Source organism: Acinetobacter sp. SH20PTE14 (genome assembly GCF_021391555.1).
Classification (GTDB): Bacteria; Pseudomonadota; Gammaproteobacteria; order Pseudomonadales; family Moraxellaceae; genus Acinetobacter; species Acinetobacter amyesii.
Genome location: NZ_CP090067.1, coordinates 1,124,280 through 1,141,313, shown reverse-complemented (window position 1 = coordinate 1,141,313; position 17,034 = coordinate 1,124,280). Strand labels below are relative to the sequence as shown.

Sequence of the window (17,034 nt, the reverse complement as noted above, 5' to 3'; positions counted from 1 at the left end):
ATAGAGAAAAATAATTGCCGATCTTGTTCAGTTTGAAAGATACCCCCGAAATAGTCTCGATCTATGGTTAAAATTAAATTTAAGAATGTTGCCTGCTTGGGAACCACTCCCTTTCTTTGGCAATATGCAAAATATGCGCTGACATCTTCAAATAAAATCCACCACTCCTGTGGACTTCCAATCTGAACGCCACCTAATGAATGCTCTAGATCAAACATCGCATTGAGCAGATACTGAAAATTTTGCTGTGAACTTTGAAATTGAAATCTCGGATAATCTGTTGTTAGATTTAAATCGATCAGATGTAAATGGACGCTCCGAGCACGCTCTAATCTACGTTTAACTTTTAAATATTGTTGATAACGACGTCGATCTTTTGCTGTGACCGAAGTTAAGCGCGATAAATCCATATTGTCATACAAATCACTGAGTTTTACTTCACAAGCAATTGCATTTTTAGCGGTACGCTGCGCAGCTTGAAATCGGTTCTCACCTGCTGTTTTAGTCAGTGCCAGTATCGCGTCAATAATATGCGCTTGAAAACCCATAGCACTAAGCTCCTCCGTCGTTGTCGCAGTATCTTCTAAAATGTCATGTAATACAGCGACGATTTTAGCATCAAGATGCTGCACATTTTGCATCACACGAAGTGGATGTTGAATATAGGCTTGTCCCGCTTTATCGACTTGTCCGAAATGGCGTTCAGTCGCCAAAGAAATCGCGTTTTCTAAAGTTGAAATAAAGAATCTCCCCTTCGTGGTCTTTTTTATTTTTCTCCATCATATTAACCAATGAATACAGATATTTTTAGCTTTAAGCGCGACCCGAACGACACAACTTGACTCGATAAAATGCATGTTTTCCAAGACTTCCGTGAGGTAGATCTTTTGCAAATACTTCTATGCCATTCGTACCAACATTTCCAAAGTAATTTTTTTCACCTCTTCTTTACTTTGCTGAATATGGCTGCGCATTTTCTCCAATGCCGCTATCACATTATGTCCAAGGATCAATTGTAAAATCTGTTGATGCTCTGCATAAGTGGCTTCAATTCGATAATCTTTAGAAAAGTCTAAACGGCGAATAATACGGATTTTCTCACTGACATCTCGATGCACCTTCGCCATTTCACTATTGCCAATTGCTTCAACCAATTGACAGTGAAATGCTTCATCTTGCATCGATAAAGTCTTTAAATCATGCAGATACTGCTCAAGCGGAATACACCATAAATTTACCAAGTCTTGTAAAGCCTGTTTGAGCTGGTCTGAATCCATTTTGCAAAGCTGCTCAATGGCATAGCATTCCAGCAAAATCCGTAAATCGTACAGTTCTTCGTAGGCTTTAAAATTGAGTGGCTTCACTTCCCAACCGCTACGAAAATGCACCCTCACATAACCATCTTGCTGTAAACGATATAAAGCTTGCCGTACGGGTGTGCGGCTTACTTCATACAATTCTGCAATTTCAGATTCGGTAAAACGTGCACCTGGTTTGAGCTGAAAATCAAAAATATCGTTTTTTATTTTTTGGAAAACCAGCTCAGACAAGTTGTCTGAGCTTTTCCCAACAATGGTGGTTGTGGTCATGTTTATTCCATATAAACCAGCGGTTCACCGCTATGTACCGTTTGTCCTGCACGGCAGATAATCGCTTTCACTATACCGTCATCATCGGCATAGACTGGAAGCTCCATTTTCATCGCTTCAATAATGGCTACAGTATCGCCTTTCTTCACAGACTGTCCAGCTTCGACAAAAATTTTCCAAATGTTGCCAGTCATCGACGCATTCAAGGCTGCAAATTGGCTATAGTCGGTATCATCTTGCAGGATTTCCATTTCTGCAGGTGCATCGAACTCATCTTTCCAGCGTTCAACTTCAGTAGTAAATGCCTGTTGCTGCTGCGCTTTAAATTCGGCAATATTGTCCTTCTCTGTTTCCAAAAAGGTTTGATAAGCAGCAAAATCAAATTCTGTTTCTTCAATTTTAATTTCAGCTACGCCATTGGCAAAGTCAGCACGGAATTGATCAAGCTCAGCTTCAGTGACTTCATAATATTTAATTTGATCAAAGAAGCGTAAGAACCATTGCTGATCGCCAAACTGCTTGTTCTTTTTAAACTTATTCCAAATAGGCAATGTACGGCCAATCAACTGATACCCGCCCGGTGAGTCCATGCCATAGATACACATGTACATACCGCCAATACCCACTGTGCCTTCTGCAGTAAAAGTACGTGCAGGGTTATATTTCGAGCTGAGCAAACGATGACGCGGATCAATTGGCACTGCACAAGGTGCAGTTAAATACACATCGCCCAAACCTAAAATTAAGTAATTGGCATCAAAAAGAATGTTTTTGACTTGCTCACGACTGTCTAAGCCATTAATGCGCTGAATGAAATCGACGTTATTTGGCAACCAAGGCGCTTTGGCACAGACACTTTCTTGATAACGTTCCACAGCACCTAAAGTGGCCGAGTCCTCAAATGCCATCGGCAAGTGAATAATACGGGATGGAATCTTGATTTGGCTCAAATCTCCCATCTCATTTTCGAGACCCAATAAAAACTGGATCAAATTCGCTTGGCTAAAACGCAATCCATCATATTTAATTTGCAGTGAACGCACACCTGGTGAAAGCTCTAAGATGCCATCAATCTTCGCCTCACGAATGAGTTGCATCAAACGATAGACGCGTAAGCGCAATGCAAGGTCGAGAACGTTTTCGCCATATTCCAGCAAGATGTAACTGTCACCTGCCTGACGATATATAGCTTTCGGCGCATACGCATCTGCTTCACGCACTGCCAATATCCCTTCTGGCTTGCATTCAAAATTTGCCAACTCTGACTTTTCAGGTGCTTGGGCAAAGTTTTGGATATCGGCAATTTGCTGAACTTCCAAGGCATTGGCTTGTTCCACACTCATTGGATAGAAACTGATGCTGTCATCTGCCTTCAGTTGACCAATCTTCCAAAGTTCTGCTTTGGCAATCGTGACTGGGCAAACAAAGCCACCGAGGCTTGGGCCATCTTTAGCCAAAATCACAGGGAAATCACCAGTGAAGTTAATCGCCCCAATGGCATATTCACAATCATGCACATTGGATGGATGTAAACCTGCTTCACCGCCATTTTCACGTGCCCAGCTTGGTGTCGGACCTGTTAGGCGAATACCTAAACGGTTTGAATTAAAGTGCACATTCCATGTTGAAGCAAAGAATTCTTCAATATATTCAGGTTTAAAGAAATCGGGTGCACCATGCGGACCATACAGCACGCCAATTTTCCATTCTTTGCCATAGCTTGGAATACGCTCTGCTGCCAAAGCTTGTGGTGCTGCTGTAGCAATTTCCAATCCATCCAAAGGCAGGCTAGGATTGACCATTTTAATCATGTCGCCTGCGCGCAGCACTCGCCCTGCATGACCGCCAAAATTACCCAATGCAAAGGTTGAACGACTGCCTAGATATTTAGGTACATTTAACCCATTGCGGATTGCAAGATATGTACGGCAACCCGATTCAACTTGTCCTAGTACCAAAGTTTGCCCAGCTTTGATGTTGATCGGCTGCCAAAAATCGACATTTACTCCATCTAGAGCCGCGCTGCATGGCGCACCTGCTAAGGCTACGATGCTGTCGGCATGAAATTTAAGACTTGGTCCTTGTAAGGTAAATTCAAAACCTGCTGCCGATTTTGAATTACCGACAATTTGATTGGCCAACTGAAATGCATAATCATCCATCGGGCCTGATGGCGGTACGCCGATATCCCAATAGCCCACACGCCCCGGATAGTCTTGAATCGAACTTTGCGTGCCCGGTTGCAGCACTTCAATTACATTGGGCACATATTTAAAATCATCCAGCAGACGTGTCCAGATTTGCATATTTTCAAAGCGTGCATCTGAAACTACGGTATGTGCATAGTCTAAGTTGGTGCTGATGCCATTCAAGCGGGTTTCCGCCAAGGCTATTTTTAACTTAGCAATCGCACTGTCTCGGTCTGCCGCATGCACAATAATTTTGGCAATCATCGGGTCAAAATATTGTGAAATTTCTGTGCCTGTAGATACCCACGTATCCACACGGATGTCTTCAGGGAAATATACATCCGTGAGTACACCAGGACTTGGCTGGAAGTTTTTCACTGGATCTTCTGCATAAATCCGCACTTCAATGGCAGCGCCATTGGGCTGAATATTGCTGAGTTTTTCCCAATCTAAAGCATCACCTGCCGCCACTTTCAGCATGCATTCAATCAGATCTAATCCTGTCACCATTTCAGTGACTGGGTGTTCAACCTGCAAACGGGTATTCACTTCAAGGAAATACACTTCATCACGGGCAGCATCATAGATAAACTCAACCGTACCTGCGCTGCGGTATTTCACCAATTGACCAAGCTCTACAGCAGCACGGTGCAATTTTTGACGTGTTGCTTCTGGTAAGTGCGGTGCAGGTGTTTCCTCAACGACTTTTTGGTTACGGCGCTGCAATGAACAATCGCGCTCCCCAAAAGCAACGACTTGCCCTAAACCATCACCAAAAATTTGTACTTCTACGTGGCGGGCTTTATCGACAAAACGTTCGAGAAACACCCCTGCATCTTTAAAGAACTGTTCGCCTAGACGCTTTACACTTTCATACGCATCTTTTAATGATTGTTCATCATCACAGCGGGTTAAACCAATTCCGCCACCACCTGCGGTGCTTTTCAGCATGATTGGATAGCCAATCTCTGCAGCAGATGCGAGTGCTTCATCCAAACTTGCCAATAAACCTGTGCCTGGTGTCATGGGTACATTGGCGGCCGCAGCCAATTCACGTGCACGATGCTTCAAACCAAACTCTAAAATTTGTTCAGCCGTTGGCCCCATAAAAGCAATGTTATTTTCCTCACATGCACGGGCAAAGTCGGCACTTTCAGATAAAAAACCATAACCGGGAAATATTGCTTCAGCGCCAGTTTGTTTGGCTGCTTGAATCAATTTTTCAATACTTAAATAAGTTTCTGCAGGTTTAACACCTTCAAGTGAAACCGCTACATCTGCATCTAACACATGCTGTGCATAACGGTCGGTCTCTGAATACACGGCAACAGATTTCACACCTAATTTTTTTAGAGTACGAATCGCACGAACAGCAATTTCACCACGGTTTGCAATTAAAACTGTTTTAAACATGATTATTTCCCCGATTTTTTTAATTTGATTTTGCTGTTGTTGCTTGCAGTGATTGGATATAAGCGCGCCAGCCGCCAAATTCACTGATATTTTTTGCACCGTTTAGGCCATAAGGTTCACAAATAAAGCCTTTCACCCAACGTCCATCGGCAAGCTCGACATTGCCCATACCTAGTGGTGTTGGAATTTCGGCGACAAATTCACCAAAGCGTGCTTTTGGAATATCCCAAAGCTCGACAATAATTTTTTGACCCGCTTCCTGACGCGCTAAACCTGGTTTCGGCGGTACTGTGCCCGGCAGTGCATAGAGGGCGTAATCGGCAGAAGTCGTTGTGGTTTCAACATGCACGGCTTGGCGTGTTGTCAGTTGGAAATTGAGTGGCATACCTGTGAGATGTGCGCCTACAACAGCAACACGAAAATGCTGTGCTGATGGTGCAGAAATGACTGAAGCTGCGTCAGGCAATGTTTTAGCTACTGCACCCAGCGGTAATTGCAGGTGGTTTTGCCATTTTTCTGCAAAGTCTGCTAGAGCCGTATCGTGCCAAGCCGGCGCAATGAATGTGATTCCAAAAGGCAGCCCGTCGGCACGAAAGCCTGTAGGTACAGCGATGGCACTGAGGTCAGCTAAATTAGTAAAGTTGGTATAGGTGCCAAAGTGGCTATTATTTTCAATTGGCGCTTCTGCCATTTCAGCCAGTGTGTGAATGGTTGGCGAACTTGGCACCACTAAAGCATCAAATTGCGCTAAGGTTTGCTGAATTTGGCGTGCCAAATCTTGCTTTAAATATTCGGCGTTATAAGCATCCACCGCAGTGTACTGCTGCCCTTTTTGAATAATTTCTAAAACTGTTGGATCAAAGTCTTGTACCGATGTTTCTAATAAGTCTGCAACTGCAGCAGTTCGCTCTGCGACCCATGACCCTTGGTAAAGTTGTCTCGCCAATTGACTAAAAGCGCTGAAATCAATTTCTGTCAGTTCTGCGCCTAAGTTTTTTAATTTAGTCAGTGCTTGCTGAAATGCATCCGCCGATTGAGCATCGCAAAAAAATTCTAATTGTTTTGGAATGGCTAACTTTAATTGTGCGCTGAACGTTGCAGGCGCTGTTGCAGGATTCACACGTGAATAGCTGTCGCTTACATCAAAACCTTCCATAACATCTGCCACAGCAGTCGCATCAGCGACGGTTAAGGCAAAAATTGAAATGCAATCTAAGCTTTTACACGCAGGCAATAAGCCTGTATTTGAAAAGCGGCCTTTGGTCGGTTTTAAACCAACAATATTATTAAATGCTGCGGGAATTCGTCCTGAGCCTGCTGTATCTGTACCGAGTGCAATCGGGACTAAACCACGCGCCACCACACTGCCTGAACCAGAGCTTGAACCACCGCTTACATAGTCAGGATTAAAAGTATTTGGCACTGCACCAAATGGTGAACGTGTACCGACCAATCCTGTGGCAAATTGATCTAAATTGGTTTTGCCTACAATAATCGCACCCGCTTGTTTTAAGCGTTGCACCACAAAGGCATCTTCAGTTTTAATTTCGGTAAATAATTTAAAGGCAGCCGTCGATGCAAAACCCACCACATCAATATTATCTTTCACTGCAATAGGCACACCAAATAAAGGTAAGGCCGCAGCATTTTCATTTTGTTTTAAGGCTTCAATCTGCGCAGTTAATTGCTCTATAGATGCAATGGAAATCCATGCTGGATCTGCAAAATCAAATTGCTCGACCAAGGCATATAAGTCTTCGAGTTGAATTGTGTTATTCGTGTAGCCCGCTTTCCATTCCGCTAAAGTCCAGCCTAAAGTTTTTATTGAGTTCATTGATGTGCTCATTCTTGTATCCAAGTTTGAATACTGTATTGCACACATTATGCCAAAATTAATTTTTTGTTATTTTTCAGTATGTTAACACCAAAACACCAATCGTTTTCCTATTTTATTTAGGCAATACAAAACGATAAGTGTTCTATTAAGTTTCCAAGCTCCACTATTTTGGTGCATGACTTTTATAATCGTGTTTTCAATAGATTCTTTTCATTTAGATGCAGATATAAATACAGTGAACTTTCTATTTTCACTCTTTATAAGCTTTCAATTTAGATGTTTTGTATGACTTTGAACTTAGAATAAAAAGAACTGAGAAATATTTTGAATTTTATATATAGAAAAAGATACATCAATGATGGCTAAAGCAATATTGGGCTTTGAGATTGATCGGGTTGAATAGAAAAGTAGTAATAATAAAAGCTATTGATTCGCAAAATTTAGTTCAACAATCAAAACTAAAAAATGGTGCGCTCAGCGGGACTCGAACCCACGCCACAGGCTTCGGAGACCTGTACTCTATCCAGTTGAGCTATGAGCGCTTATTTTGGATTGCGCACATCATAACAAAAAAAACTGCAAGGTAAAGCAACTATATAGATGTTAGGCTTTTTTCTGCTTAAGCTTTATACAACGTTCTATTTTTAAAATGCAGAATTCCATACGATTTACTTGGTTTATTTGCCCCGATATCGCACAATACTCACACTATTTATAGAGTGAATTATTTATGACTGATGCACTAACGTTAAAGCAGCTGTCAAAAACCTATAAAAATGGGTTTCAGGCGCTTAAAGGTATTGATTTAACAGTACCTGAAGGTGAATTTTATGCACTTTTAGGTCCAAATGGTGCAGGAAAATCAACCACGATTAGTATTATCAGTTCACTTACCCGTAAAACTTCAGGTTCTGTTGAAATCTTTGGCCATAATTTAGATACCCATCCCTCGCATGCAAAGCAGTGTTTGGGCGTTGTCCCTCAAGAATTTAACTTTGGTCAATTTGAAAAAACATTTGATATTTTAGTGACTCAAGCTGGCTATTACGGCATTCCCAAAAAGATTGCAGAAAAACGTGCCGAGGAATATTTAGAAAAACTTGGTCTTTGGGAAAAACGCAGTACCCAAGCACGCATGTTATCGGGCGGTATGAAACGCCGTTTAATGATCGCTCGTGCCATGATGCATGAACCTAAACTACTGATTTTAGATGAGCCGACTGCTGGTGTTGATATTGAGCTACGCCGTTCGATGTGGGATTTCCTCACTGAAATGAACGAAAAAGGCACGTCTATTATTTTAACGACACACTATTTAGAAGAAGCAGAAATGTTGTGTCGTCGAATCGCAATTATTGACCGTGGTGTGATTAAAGAAGACACCAGCATGAAAGGTTTCCTCAGTCAGTTGAATGAAGAAACCTTCATTTTCGATTTGGCGGAACCCATTGAACCGATCCATATTGAAATTATTGGTGTTCGTTTCAACTTAGTTGACCCCGTCACTTTAGAGGTCACTATGGATAAAGCCCATACCTTAAATGATCTATTCCAACTCATGGAATCTCAAGGTATTCAGGTTCGTAGTATGCGTAATAAATCTAACCGACTAGAAGAACTGTTTGTCCGTATGGTCGAAAAAAATCTTGAAGGTGCAGCACAATGAATTTTAACCAACTGTGTATTGCCCTCTACACCTTAGTTTATAAAGAAATTCGCCGTTTCATGCGTATTTGGCCGCAAACCCTTCTTCCACCGGCGATCACCATGAGTTTGTACTTTGTGATTTTCGGTAATTTAGTCGGTTCACGCATTGGGCAAATGGGCGGTTTTAGCTATATGCAGTTCATCGTGCCCGGCTTAATTATGATGGCGGTCATTACCAACAGCTATGCCAATGTGTCATCCAGTTTCTTTAGTGCAAAATTTCAAAAAAGCATCGAAGAATTAATCATGAGTCCAGTGCCGTTACACATGGTGCTTTGGGGTTATGTGATCGGTGGTGTTTGCCGTGGTGTTTTAGTCGGCTTTATTGTCACTGCGATGAGCCTATTTTTTACTGAATTACACCTGACCAATATCTTCGTAACTATATATACAGTTCTCATTACTTCGCTGCTGTTTTCTCTTGGCGGATTTATTAATGCTGTTTATGCAAAATCTTTTGACGACATTTCGATTATCCCGACTTTCGTCCTGACTCCGCTGACTTATTTAGGCGGTGTTTTCTATGCCATCTCATCACTGAGTCCTTTTTGGCAAAATCTCTCTTTAATCAACCCTGTCGTGTATATGGTCAATGCATTCCGCTACGGTATTTTAGGTCATAGCGATGTGAATGTCGGCATTTCATTGACAGTTATTACTGCATGTTGCGTTGTACTTTATGGCGTGGCGTATCATTTACTTTCTCGTGGTTCAGGAATGCGTGAATAATGAGTGTAGAACAATCCCTTTTAGGCAAAGACACCAATTACCCAACAGAATATCAACCTGCTATTCTGTTTCCGATTGCACGTGCCACTGCACGTGAACAATATGCCCATGTGGAAGGCATCCGCCAAGGTACAGACTGGTGGCATGTTTTTGAAATTTCTTGGTTAAATGCTTCTGGTGTGCCTCAAGTCGCTATTGGCCGTTTAACTTTGCCTGCAAGTTCAGACAACCTCATCGAATCGAAATCTTTAAAGCTCTACTTTAATAGTATGAACTTTACCAAATTTGATTCTCAGGCAGCGTTTAAAGCAACCGTTGAAAAAGACTTATCTGCTGCAGCCAATGCCGCTGTGACTATTGATCTATTTCATGTTGATGAAGTTGAAATTTCAAAACCGCAAGGCATCTGTATTGATGACTTAGAACCCACCCAGTTAGAAAATCATCCAAATGCAGCTTTACTCTCTTTAGATGAAGATGCAGCGCAAGAAGAAGTTGAAATTCAACTTTATTCACATTTATTAAGAAGTAACTGTCCAGTCACGGGTCAACCTGATTGGGGAACGGTATTTATACGGTATAAAGGTACTAAGCCTTGTTATCGTAGTATTCTGGCTTATATTATTTCTTACCGTCAGCATAATGGTTTCCACGAACAATGTGTGGAGCAAATGTTTGCCGATATTTGGCAACATTTAAAACCAAGTCAGCTGATGGTATATGCTGCCTATACACGCCGTGGTGGATTGGATATCAACCCTTGTCGTGTATCGGATTTAACATGGATGCCTCGCCCCATTCGATTGGCGCGACAATAAAAAAATTGAGGTTAGTGATGCCATTTTTTGGTTTTATTCCTTCTGAGGAACTTCTAAGCAGTATCCAAAATGGTCACGCGAAAAAAAATTCGAGTGAACCACTTTATCCTTTACGTGATAAAACAGCTTTGCTGATTAATGAAGAAATCATTGGTGCAACTATATTAGCTCCTGTTCATCTGTTTCCTGCAAGCGATAAGCGCGACACAGCAGAAAAACTGGCTGGCTATGTCAAATCAACAGTCGCTGTATTGTTAAAGCAACTACTAGGTAAATCTCCGAATGATGTGGTGAAACAATCCATTGAATTTTCAGAACGAAGTTTATTTCAAGACGCGACTGGCACTTATCGTGTAGGTCTAAGTTTAGATGCAGGACTAGTCACTAACCTTAAAAATAGTTATGCGGAAATTAAATCGGGCGCAGATATAAATAAAGCTGCTTTTGGTGAACTGTATAAACAGTTTGCTGAAGCTGCAGTGCGTCATTTTATGAATGACTTTAATAAAACTCTCGATTTAGGCATGATTAAACGTAAAGCAGCCGATATCGGTTCTTCTGCTGTGATTAAAGCTATTCATATTGCAATTGATAAGATTTTCCCAAATTTAACCAAAGAAGAGCTAAGTGCCCTTGCAGAAGCACATGATGCGATGTTTAACAAATAAATCTCGCTTTTCGTCAAAACCTAGCTTTGGCTAGGTTTTTTTATGCGTTTAGCCATAAAATCGAATCCCGATACAATGACTATATAGTCATGCAAACACAGTTCTAGAATTGAACAGATTTTTATTAAAAGAAAGACAGTACATTGATATCCACAATTTTTAAAAATCTACAAAGAACAGGAAGAACCTGAATATAGATCATATTTTAATGTGAGCCGTCATTTTGGCTTAAATTTCAATGCGTCCATTTTAATATTCAATCTCTTTCGTTTTTATTATTCAGTCTATATTTCTACTATATATAGCGACGTTTTCAACAGCATTGAAGCGCTGGCGAACAAAAACTATGTAATGAATAAACCACTGCTTGCATATGGGTGTTTTAGACCGGTACCTTTTTAACCCTGTCCCTTTATTTTTAGATATAACATTGCAACTTTTGTAGCTTCTAAACAGTATTTCGCAACGCGATAAAGTTTACTCGTTCTGCGTTTTTATGACGCATGAGTTTTAGAGTCATCTTTATTTCAAATGATTTGTGAATATTTGCAAGTTATGTAAATGAATATGTCACTTTTCAATATGTTAACTGCGAAAAAACCCTTTGCTTTGTCTTTTTTTGTATATCTATTTATGAAAGCATGCGTTGTCAGTGGTATCTTAGTTGCTATTGGTAACGTTTACCTTTAATGAGCTATGAAACCAGAAGGTCATCACAATTTTCAGGATCTTTTCCCCTCGAAATTTTGTTCATACTCATCGCTAAAGCAACTGGAAATTTTTTATTTATGCTAAATCGAAATTTTTATAAAAAACTATCACATATTGCCATTATGGCCGGTTCAATTTCACTGACCAGTTTTTGTCAGGCTAACGACTTCCAATCTCATCCGGCATATGCAAGCTTTAAACAAAATGCAATGCAAACCTATGGTCTGAGTGAAAATCAAATTGATTGGGCAATGCAAGGCAGTAAAAACCTACCCAACATTATTAGCATTATGAATAGACCTGGTGAATCAAAGCCTTGGTACCAATACAAAACCAATTTTTTAGCTGAAAGTACAATTCAACGCGGCGTTCGCTTCAAAAATCAATATGCCGACACTTTAAATCGTGCAGAACAACAATTTGGTGTGCCTCAATCCGTGATTTTAGGCATTTTGGGTGTTGAAACAGGCTACGGCAGCAATAAAGGTAATTTTATTACCCGTGATGCTTTGGCGACCCTTGGTTTTGGCTATGAACGCCGTGCGCAATATTTCCAAGATGAACTTGCTGCACTGATTGCTTGGTCATATAAAGATGGTGTTCCAACCAACTCTGTCGTCGGTTCATATGCAGGTGCTGTGGGTTATCCTCAATTTATGCCAAGTAACATTCCAAAATTTGGTGTGGACTACGATGGCAATGGTCATGTTGACCTGCGTAATTCAGCTGTCGATGCCATTGGTTCAATTGCAAATTATTTAGCAAATTATGGTTGGCAGCGTAATCAACCGATTGCTTTTGCTGCTCGCTATAGCGGAAACAACCCAGATGCTATTATTGCAAAGGATTTAAACCAGCCAACACCCTATGGTGTACTCAAGGCTCAAGGTGTAACCCCTATGAATCCATTGGTAAAAATCGATGATCTCGATTTAGTCAATGTCATCCAATTGCAAGATAGTTATGGACCAATTTATTACATCACTTATCCAAATTTTCAGGTCATTACAACCTATAACAAAAGCCGTATGTATGCGACTGCACTATGGCTTTTAGGCACTGAAGTTACCAGTCGATAAGACTGGTTTTTTCTTATAAAGCAAAAAAGTCAACAAATATTTTCACCAAAATGAGCATTTAATCGTCATTTTACACACCTTGTTACATTATTGATTATTTATTAACCAAATATTGTTAATTTTTTAGACATTTTCAAAGTATTTTAATTAAACACTAGACAGCCTATTGATGGCATGAATATTATCCATCTCGTTAAATGTAGTTGCAAAAGTGAAATATCAGACGTGTTTACATGGATATCAGCGACTTAGTTGAACCAGTAAATATGCCATTGGGAGATAAACAATGCAGTCATCAATTATTAAATATGCCTTAGCGGTTGCCACGGCAGTTGCGCTAAGTCAGTCACAAGCTGAGATGGTTCAGTCATCATCATTCAATCATGATAATGACAACTCTCGTCTTGCAGCTCGTGTATTGAATAAAGAAGCTCAAAGCTTCAATTCAAACTTTACGAATTTAAGTAGCCTTTCAATCACTGAGCGTTCTGGCGATAAAATTCGTCGTCAAACAATCGCTGCTAAAATCGAAATTCCTGAAGATGAGCCTTCAGTGATTGAAAAGTTAAATACAGTTGCATCGAATACTGTTCGTAAGTTCACTCAAACAGGTACTGCTTCTTGGTACGGTCGTCAATTCCACGGTCGTAAAACAGCAAGCGGTGAAACGTTTGACATGAACGCACTTACAGCAGCACATCGTAGCCTGCCACTTAATTGCTTTATTCGTGTTACGAATCGCAATAATGGTAAAAGCGTCGTGGTGAAAGTAAATGACCGTGGTCCATTCCATGGTAACCGTGTTCTTGATTTATCTTATGGTGCTGCTAAGCAATTGGGTATTACCAGTGCGGGCACTGCAAATGTGAGCATTGAGCGCGTAGACGGTCCAAATTCTTAATTCTCCAATGAAGTGACTGCATTTAACAGACCACGCCTAGCGTGGTTTTTTATTTGTAGCCTCTTAGCCTTTCAAATCATCAGTAATCCTAATTTTGACCCTTCCTCCATTCTTGTTTATATTGGAGTCCTTCCCCATGATTAAGGACTATCATGAAAACAATCAACGAGTGGTTTGATGAATACAGCGAAAGTCATCAAAATAAAACCAATAAAATGATTCACTGGATTTGCGTACCCACGATTTATTTTTCAATCGTTGGCATATTGGCACATTTTAGCGCGCTACTTACTGCTGTCTTACTTACCTTAGCATTTATCTTTTACGCACGTTTAGACATTGTGCTTGCTGTTGCAATGGCCGCGTTAACGTTAATCATGGCATGGCTAATTTGGGTGTTACCAGTTGGATATGGCTTTTATATCGCGCTCTTTATATTCGCATGGATTGGTCAATTTTATGGCCATAAAATTGAAGGTAAAAAGCCCTCTTTTTTCAAAGATCTCCAATTCCTCCTCATTGGCCCTATTTGGTGTTTAGACACATTTGCAAGCAAAGTACTTAGTAATTGGAAAACACGCCATAAATCGCAAATAAAGAGCATTTAAAGCATGATTAATTTCATAGATCTCTTTTTCACTTCTTCCACATCAGTTTTCTTCATATTTGATGCTTAAAACCCTATTGTTTATAGGTGTATTTATCTTTGGTTTTTCCAATCATTTTTTCTATTTATACGACCAAAAAGCCAGTGTTTAAACACTGGCTTTTACTCAATATGGCTAATCCAATTTTATGTTGATAGCTTCATCTGAATCATGATCATTTAAATAACTAAAGTTAAAAACGACTACGTGATTTTTATTGATAGGTTTTACCTTGATGCTTTAACCAACCATCTTGATGACGTCCATTCGGATCGTGATGTGTCCAGTGCATCACACCACCCTGATCTGAATATTCATATTCACCGTAAAATTGAACTGTATCGCCTTTTTGCAAGTCGTCAATTCGTGGAGCAAGATCAATATTATGTGCGACTAAAAGCGTTTGACCATTATTTAAGGTCAAAATGAACTTTTGATGTCGGCTACCTTCATTATCATCTCGAAGTACCGCTTTCACTTGACCCGCACCCTCAACCTGAACATTACTGAGTTTATTTTTAAATGCATGCGCAATAATATCTTCAGCACTCTGCCCTTTTTGATGAACATCTACTGTTTGTACTGATTCTATTTGTGGCTGTGAGTTTTGTTCAGCTGTCGTCTGAACCTGTGCAGTTTTTTGTTGTTGTAAATCTATTCCGAAATAAGCTGCTGCAAGCGCAACAATAATTCCGCCGATGGTTAAGTTTGTTTTGTTTGCCATAACTAAGTTTAAATCTAAATTTTTAACTCATTATAGTCATTAATATGGATAAAAATAGAATTTATAAACAAGAATGTACACGACACAAAGTCAAAATTACTTTGAACTATGCAAAGCTACAGCCATAAAAAAAGCCCTCAAAAACGAGGGCTTTTTTCTACAAATAATCAGAGATTATTTTGCAGCAGCTTGAGCAGCAGCAACTTCTTCAGCGAAAGAAAGTTCAGCTTTTTTCTCAATACCTTCACCCACTTCGAAACGTACGAAGTTAGCAACAGTAGTACCAGTTGCTTTAAGAACTTCTGCAACTTTCTTATCGTTGTCGATAACGTACATTTGGTTCTCAAGAACAACTTCGTTCAAGTATTTCTGAACTGAACCAGTTACCATTTTTTCAACGATGTTTGCTGGTTTACCAGATTCAATTGCTTTCGCTTCAGCAATTTCTTTTTCTTTAGCGATAAGTTCAGCAGATACGCCAGCTTCGTTTACAGCAACTGGGTTAAATGCAGCGATGTGCATAGCCAAACCTTTACCAGTTTCAGCATCACCAGCATATGCAACTACAACACCGATTTTTAAACCGTGTTTGTAAACTGCAAGGTTGTCGCCTTCAACGATTTGAGCACGACGTACTTGGATGTTTTCACCGATTTTTTGAACAAGCGCAATACGAGCTTCTTCAACAGTAGCACCATCTTCAAGTTTCAATTCAGCAATTTGAGCAACGTCAGTTACACCAGCAGCAAGCGCAGCAGCAGCAACTTTAGCAGAGAAACCAGCAAAGTTTTCGTCTTTAGCAACGAAGTCAGTTTGACAGTTCACTTCTAAAAGGATTGCTTTATTACCTTCTTGAGCGATAGTGATCGCGCCGTCAGCAGCAATGTTACCTGCTTTTTTAGCAGCTTTAGCTTGACCAGATTTACGAAGGTTGTCGATCGCTAATTCGATGTCACCGCCCGCTTCTGTTAATGCTTTTTTACATTCCATCATTGCAAGACCAGTACGATCGCGCAATTCTTTAACCATGCTTGCTGTAACTGCAGTCATGTTAATCTCCTAAATACGGTAGAAAATGAATTCTTTTTTAGAACAGAAACGGCCCAGAGCTGTCTCTTGGGCCGTCTGCATACATGACGCTTACTTTGCCACCATCACGTGTCGCAAAAATGACAAGCTTACGTCAAACGCATTAAGCCTCAGAAGCAGGAGCTTCTTCGCCTTTAGCTTGTGCATTTGCTTGTGATTGAGCATATTCTTTACCAGCAAGAATCGCATCAGCCATAGCAGAAGCGTAAAGAGTAACTGCACGGATCGCATCGTCGTTACCAGGAATAACGTAGTCTACGTTGTCTGGGTTAGAGTTTGTATCAACGATACCGATAACAGGAATACCAAGGTTTTTAGCTTCTTTAATTGCAATTGCTTCGTGATCAACATCGATTACGAATAATGCGTCAGGTAAACCACCCATGTTTTTAACGCCGCCAAGAGCGCGTTCAAGTTTTTCCATCTCACGAGTACGTTCTAAAGCTTCACGTTTAGTAAGTTTAGCGAAAGTACCGTCAGTAGATTGAGTTTGAAGGTCTTTTAGACGGTTGATTGACTGGCGAAGAGTTTTCCAGTTAGTCAACATACCACCCAACCAACGGTGATCAACATATGGTTGACCTGCACGTTGAGCTTGTTCACGAATGATTGCAGAAGCTGCACGTTTTGTACCAACGAACAAAACTTTGTTCTTTTTGCTAGCCAAGTTGTTAGCAAAGTTCAAAGCATCATTTAACGCAGGAACAGTGTGCTCAAGGTTGATGATGTGAATTTTGTTGCGCGCGCCGAAGATGTATTCGCGCATTTTTGGATTCCAAAAACGTGTTTGGTGACCGAAGTGTGCGCCTGCTTGAAGAAGGTCGCGCATGCTTACGTTGTAATCTGCCATTTTCTTTACCTTAAAGTTTGGGTTAGGCCTCCATATACCCGCATTCTCCACCTAAAAAGGCACCCAGAGAAATGTGTCGATAT

General features: G+C 40.5%; 13 protein-coding genes, 1 tRNA gene and 1 pseudogene. 7 read left to right on the top strand and 8 right to left on the bottom strand.

Going from position 1 to position 17,034, the window contains the following annotated elements; genetic code table 11:
• Positions 1-338 precede the first annotated feature (338 nt).
• The 5 genes and pseudogenes from LXF01_RS05605 to LXF01_RS05585 form a co-directional block, all read right to left on the bottom strand.
• Positions 339-740: pseudogene (locus LXF01_RS05605) on the bottom strand (guanosine-3',5'-bis(diphosphate) 3'-pyrophosphohydrolase); the annotation flags it as partial.
• Positions 741-899: 159 nt separating this feature from the next.
• Entirely contained in the window at positions 900-1,589 is a 690-nt protein-coding gene (locus tag LXF01_RS05600; protein ID WP_233945158.1) for a GntR family transcriptional regulator, read from the bottom strand.
• Positions 1,590-1,591: 2 nt separating this feature from the next.
• The gene (gene uca / locus LXF01_RS05595; RefSeq protein WP_233945157.1) at positions 1,592-5,191 is read right to left on the bottom strand and encodes an urea carboxylase; all 3,600 of its coding nucleotides are present in this window, start codon (positions 5,189-5,191) and stop codon (positions 1,592-1,594) included.
• Positions 5,192-5,210: 19 nt separating this feature from the next.
• Positions 5,211-7,025: an allophanate hydrolase gene (gene atzF / locus LXF01_RS05590; protein WP_233945427.1), complete on the bottom strand. Its 1,815-nt coding sequence runs from the start codon at positions 7,023-7,025 to the stop codon at positions 5,211-5,213.
• A gap of 469 nt (positions 7,026-7,494) precedes the next feature.
• Positions 7,495-7,570 (bottom strand) — tRNA-Arg (locus LXF01_RS05585).
• 188 nt (positions 7,571-7,758) lie between these two features.
• On the opposite strand from LXF01_RS05585, the gene LXF01_RS05580 reads away from it, so the two are divergent.
• The 7 genes from LXF01_RS05580 to LXF01_RS05550 all read left to right on the top strand — a co-directional run bounded on the left by LXF01_RS05580 (position 7,759) and on the right by LXF01_RS05550 (position 14,249).
• Positions 7,759-8,694, top strand: coding sequence for an ABC transporter ATP-binding protein (locus LXF01_RS05580; protein ID WP_233945156.1), 936 nt, complete (start codon positions 7,759-7,761; stop codon positions 8,692-8,694).
• Positions 8,691-9,464 carry an ABC transporter permease gene (locus LXF01_RS05575; protein WP_078190306.1) on the top strand — a complete coding sequence of 258 codons (774 nt, stop codon included), beginning with the start codon at positions 8,691-8,693 and terminating at the stop codon, positions 9,462-9,464. The genes LXF01_RS05580 and LXF01_RS05575 overlap by 4 nt, the downstream gene beginning before the upstream one ends.
• Positions 9,464-10,282, top strand: a complete 819-nt coding sequence (gene queF / locus LXF01_RS05570; RefSeq protein ID WP_180007650.1) for an NADPH-dependent 7-cyano-7-deazaguanine reductase QueF — start codon at positions 9,464-9,466, stop codon at positions 10,280-10,282. Before LXF01_RS05575 ends, queF begins: the two co-directional genes overlap by 1 nt.
• A 17-nt stretch (positions 10,283-10,299) precedes the next feature.
• On the top strand, positions 10,300-10,950 hold the full coding sequence (locus tag LXF01_RS05565; protein ID WP_078191986.1) for a hypothetical protein: 651 nt from the start codon (positions 10,300-10,302) through the stop codon (positions 10,948-10,950).
• A 788-nt stretch (positions 10,951-11,738) separates the two neighbouring features.
• The gene (gene mltB, locus LXF01_RS05560; protein WP_078191987.1) at positions 11,739-12,740 is read left to right on the top strand and encodes a lytic murein transglycosylase B; all 1,002 of its coding nucleotides are present in this window, start codon (positions 11,739-11,741) and stop codon (positions 12,738-12,740) included.
• Positions 12,741-13,026: 286 nt separating this feature from the next.
• The gene (locus LXF01_RS05555) at positions 13,027-13,641 is read left to right on the top strand and encodes a septal ring lytic transglycosylase RlpA family protein (protein WP_078190310.1); all 615 of its coding nucleotides are present in this window, start codon (positions 13,027-13,029) and stop codon (positions 13,639-13,641) included.
• Positions 13,642-13,793: 152 nt separating this feature from the next.
• Entirely contained in the window at positions 13,794-14,249 is a 456-nt protein-coding gene (locus tag LXF01_RS05550) for an Mpo1 family 2-hydroxy fatty acid dioxygenase (RefSeq protein ID WP_233945155.1), read from the top strand.
• 253 nt (positions 14,250-14,502) lie between these two features.
• Here the strand turns inward: LXF01_RS05550 and LXF01_RS05545 are convergent, their stop codons facing one another.
• The 3 genes from LXF01_RS05545 to rpsB form a co-directional block, all read right to left on the bottom strand.
• Positions 14,503-15,012, bottom strand: a complete 510-nt coding sequence (locus tag LXF01_RS05545) for a DUF3465 domain-containing protein (RefSeq protein WP_233945154.1) — start codon at positions 15,010-15,012, stop codon at positions 14,503-14,505.
• Between the two features lie 174 nt (positions 15,013-15,186).
• Positions 15,187-16,062, bottom strand: a complete 876-nt coding sequence (gene tsf, locus LXF01_RS05540; RefSeq protein WP_180066391.1) for a translation elongation factor Ts — start codon at positions 16,060-16,062, stop codon at positions 15,187-15,189.
• A gap of 142 nt (positions 16,063-16,204) precedes the next feature.
• On the bottom strand, positions 16,205-16,951 hold the full coding sequence (gene rpsB / locus LXF01_RS05535; RefSeq protein WP_078190314.1) for a 30S ribosomal protein S2: 747 nt from the start codon (positions 16,949-16,951) through the stop codon (positions 16,205-16,207).
• Positions 16,952-17,034: the final 83 nt, after the last annotated feature.

Excerpts from the sequence above, each read along its gene's own strand:
- LXF01_RS05545 (WP_233945154.1), bottom strand. The coding sequence starts at position 15,012 with ATGGCAAACAAAACAAACTTAACCATCGGCGGAATTATTGTTGCGCTT.
- tsf (WP_180066391.1), bottom strand. The coding sequence starts at position 16,062 with ATGACTGCAGTTACAGCAAGCATGGTTAAAGAATTGCGCGATCGTACT.
- LXF01_RS05550 (WP_233945155.1), top strand. The coding sequence starts at position 13,794 with ATGAAAACAATCAACGAGTGGTTTGATGAATACAGCGAAAGTCATCAA.
- uca (WP_233945157.1), bottom strand. The coding sequence starts at position 5,191 with ATGTTTAAAACAGTTTTAATTGCAAACCGTGGTGAAATTGCTGTTCGT.
- LXF01_RS05580 (WP_233945156.1), top strand. The coding sequence starts at position 7,759 with ATGACTGATGCACTAACGTTAAAGCAGCTGTCAAAAACCTATAAAAAT.
- rpsB (WP_078190314.1), bottom strand. The coding sequence starts at position 16,951 with ATGGCAGATTACAACGTAAGCATGCGCGACCTTCTTCAAGCAGGCGCA.
- LXF01_RS05575 (WP_078190306.1), top strand. The coding sequence starts at position 8,691 with ATGAATTTTAACCAACTGTGTATTGCCCTCTACACCTTAGTTTATAAA.
- atzF (WP_233945427.1), bottom strand. The coding sequence starts at position 7,025 with ATGAACTCAATAAAAACTTTAGGCTGGACTTTAGCGGAATGGAAAGCG.
- LXF01_RS05565 (WP_078191986.1), top strand. The coding sequence starts at position 10,300 with ATGCCATTTTTTGGTTTTATTCCTTCTGAGGAACTTCTAAGCAGTATC.
- queF (WP_180007650.1), top strand. The coding sequence starts at position 9,464 with ATGAGTGTAGAACAATCCCTTTTAGGCAAAGACACCAATTACCCAACA.
- mltB (WP_078191987.1), top strand. The coding sequence starts at position 11,739 with ATGCTAAATCGAAATTTTTATAAAAAACTATCACATATTGCCATTATG.
- LXF01_RS05600 (WP_233945158.1), bottom strand. The coding sequence starts at position 1,589 with ATGACCACAACCACCATTGTTGGGAAAAGCTCAGACAACTTGTCTGAG.
- LXF01_RS05555 (WP_078190310.1), top strand. The coding sequence starts at position 13,027 with ATGCAGTCATCAATTATTAAATATGCCTTAGCGGTTGCCACGGCAGTT.